Raw genomic sequence first — 2683 nt, forward strand, 5'->3', positions numbered from 1 at the left:
TCGGGGCCAGCACGGGCATGCGCACCGAGTCGACCGACAGCTCCTCCGCCCGCTCCAGCATGTCCGCGCCGACCGGTCGGTCCGCGAGCTCGAAGTCCGAGAACGTCGTCCGCCACAGGCCTCGCACATCCGGTCGGCCAGATGCGGGTCGAGCCGGGCCGTCACGCCCGTCACCCAGCCCTGCAGGCCCGGGTGGTGGGCGGGTTCGGACAGCGCGTGCAGCGCCATGCCCAGCTCGGCCAGGGGCGAGGGCACGACGGCGGCCTCCTCCGGCCGCAGCCCCGTGATGTCGATATGCACGCTCATGCCCTCATGGTGCACCCGGCCACCGACAACGCCCCCGTCGATTGACGCGCCTCGTCAAACGACGCGACGCCGCCCCCGGTGCGGGCGCACGATGGGACCACCGGGGCCGCCGCGGAGCCTTCGGACCTCCAACACCCCGTCCCCCAGAGGCGATCCACCATGAGCATCACGCAGCAGCACCTCCTCGACGCCTACCGCGCCCGGACCCTCGGCGCACCCGCACCGCCCGCGCCGGGCACGCACGACGGGCAGGTCGTACGGCAATGGCGCGACGCACGGCGGTTCCGCGCGGTCCTCGCCGGCCGCCCGGCCCACCGCGGGCTCCGGGACGCCCTGAGCCGGTGGCGGCGGCGCCCTACCCGACCTGCTCCGACAGCCGGGCCGTGAACTCCGCCACCGCCGCCTTCACGTCCTCGGCCGTCCACTCCAGCCCGTCGGCCCGCACATGCACCTCCGTGAGCGCCAGGCCGGGCCCGCCCCGGTCCCAGGCGCCTCCGAACAGGAGGACCCCGGTCTCCTCGGCCGTGCGGACCGCCGCCTCCGCGAGGACGTCCGGCTCGTACGGCAGCCACACCTGGAAGTCGTGGGTGTGCGGCACCTCCGGGTGCACGCGCGCCCACGGCACCCCGGCCGCCGCGAACCCCTCGCGCAGGGCGGCGGCCACCACGCGGGCGTGGGCCACGTACTCCGGCAGCCGGGGCAGTTGCCGCTCCAGCCCGACCAGCGCCGAGAGCGCCGTGGGGAACTGCTGGAAGACCATCCCGCCGTACCGGTGGCGCCAGGTCCTCGCCTCCTCGACGAGCTCCTTCGGGCCGGCGAGAGCAGCGCCCCCGAAGCCCTCCAGGGACTTGTAGAACGACACGTAGACGCTGTCGGCCAGGCCCGCGATCTCCTCCAGGGTCCGGCCGAAGTGGACGGTGGACTCCCACAGGCGGGCCCCGTCGAAGTGCACCACCGCGTCCCGTTCCCGCGCGGCCTCGACGACCTCGGTGAGCTCCTCCCAGGTGGGCAGTACGAAACCGGCGTCCCTGAGGGGAAGTTCCAGCATCAGCGCCCCGAACGGCTCCTCGAAATCGCGCACCTCGGCGGCGGTCGGCAGCCGCGGCTCCCCGGTCAGCCGCACCGGGCGCAGGCCGCCCACCTCGCTGAACGCGTTCCGCTCGTGCACCTCGGGATGGCTGAGCGCGTGCAGGGCGACGGTCGGGTTCCCGGTGCGGCCCGCCCAGCAGCGCAGGGCCACCTGCTGGGCCATCGTGCCCGTCGGGAAGAACACCGCCGCCTCGGTGCCGAGCAGCCCGGCGACCTTCGTCTCCAGCGCCTCGACGACACCATCGCCGTACACGTCGGACAGCTCGTCCAGGTCGTGGACACCCTCCGCCTCCGCCAGCACCGCCAGGCGCTCCCGGAGCGTGCGGTGGAAGCCGAAACGCGCGAACACGCGCCGGGCCGTGCGGTGGGCGGCCAGCCGCCGCTCACGCAGCCGTGCGCCCCGGTCCTCGTCCGTCACCTGATCGTTGTGTTCCGCCGTATGGGTCATGCCCGGATCCTCTCCCGCGCGTGTGCGGCCGGGCATCCACATTTCCTACGCCGCCCCGGGAAGGCCGCACGGACGTGCACAGCCTGTGGACGACCGAACGCCCCTCGAACCGATCGCGTTAACATGACGAGAAATCGTCCGGTACCCGGAGCGGACTGGAACGGGAAGGCCGCCGTCGAGTGAACACAACCCCACAGCCAGACCCCAAGGACCGCCCCGCGCGGCTCACCGTCGGCGTCGTCGGCGCCGGCCGCGTGGGTCCCGCGCTGGCGGCGGCCCTGCAGCTCGCCGGGCACCGCCCGGTCGCCGTCTCCGCGGTCTCGGAGGCCTCCCGGCGCCGCGCCGGGCAACTGCTGCCCGACGTGCCGGTGATGCCGCCCGCCGAGGTGCTCCAGCGGTCCGACCTGGTGCTGCTGACCGTTCCCGACGACGCCCTGCCCGGCCTGGTCACCGGCCTCGCCGACACCGGATCCGTGCGGCCGGGGCAGCTCCTGGTCCACACCTCCGGGCGGTACGGCGCGCGGGTCCTCGACCCCGCCCTGCGCGCGGGCGCCCTGCCGCTCGCCCTGCACCCCGCGATGACCTTCACGGGCACGCCCGTGGACGTCCAGCGGCTGGCCGGCTGCTCCTTCGGCGTCACCGCCCCCGAGGAGCTGCGCCTCGCCGCCGAGGCCCTCGTCATCGAGATGGGCGGCGAGCCGGAGTGGATCTCCGAGGAGAACCGCCCGCTCTACCACGCGGCCCTCGCCCTCGGCGCCAACCACCTGGTCACGCTGGTCGCCCAGTCCATGGAGCTGCTGGCCGCGGCCGGAGTGTCGGCCCCCGACCGGATGCTCGGCC

3 protein-coding genes and 1 pseudogene are annotated in these 2683 nt (G+C 74.7%); 2 read left to right on the top strand and 2 right to left on the bottom strand.

The features are described 5' to 3' along the window. Window positions 1–306: pseudogene (locus ABZ281_RS45320) on the bottom strand (DUF5937 family protein); the annotation flags it as partial. Window positions 307–465: 159 nt separating this feature from the next. On the opposite strand from ABZ281_RS45320, the gene ABZ281_RS45325 reads away from it, so the two are divergent. After that, complete coding sequence (locus ABZ281_RS45325; RefSeq protein ID WP_356664209.1) at window positions 466–693, top strand: hypothetical protein; 228 nt, start codon at window positions 466–468, stop codon at window positions 691–693. Here ABZ281_RS45325 and ABZ281_RS45330 read toward each other — a convergent pair. Continuing rightward, a complete protein-coding gene (locus ABZ281_RS45330; protein ID WP_356664211.1) occupies window positions 662–1843 on the bottom strand; it encodes a beta-eliminating lyase-related protein in 1182 nt (393 codons plus the stop codon). The two genes, ABZ281_RS45325 and ABZ281_RS45330, sit on opposite strands and share 32 nt — an antisense overlap. A 179-nt stretch (window positions 1844–2022) precedes the next feature. Here ABZ281_RS45330 and ABZ281_RS45335 point away from each other — a divergent pair. Continuing rightward, window positions 2023–2683 (top strand): DUF2520 domain-containing protein (locus tag ABZ281_RS45335; protein ID WP_356664213.1); only part of this gene is annotated, 661 nt, incomplete at its 3' end.

The sequence above is a fragment of the Streptomyces sp. NPDC006265 genome (assembly GCF_040613555.1).
In the GTDB taxonomy this organism is placed as follows: domain Bacteria; phylum Actinomycetota; class Actinomycetes; order Streptomycetales; family Streptomycetaceae; genus Streptomyces.

Excerpts from the sequence above, each read along its gene's own strand:
- ABZ281_RS45325 (WP_356664209.1), top strand. The coding sequence starts at position 466 with ATGAGCATCACGCAGCAGCACCTCCTCGACGCCTACCGCGCCCGGACC.
- ABZ281_RS45330 (WP_356664211.1), bottom strand. The coding sequence starts at position 1,843 with ATGACCCATACGGCGGAACACAACGATCAGGTGACGGACGAGGACCGG.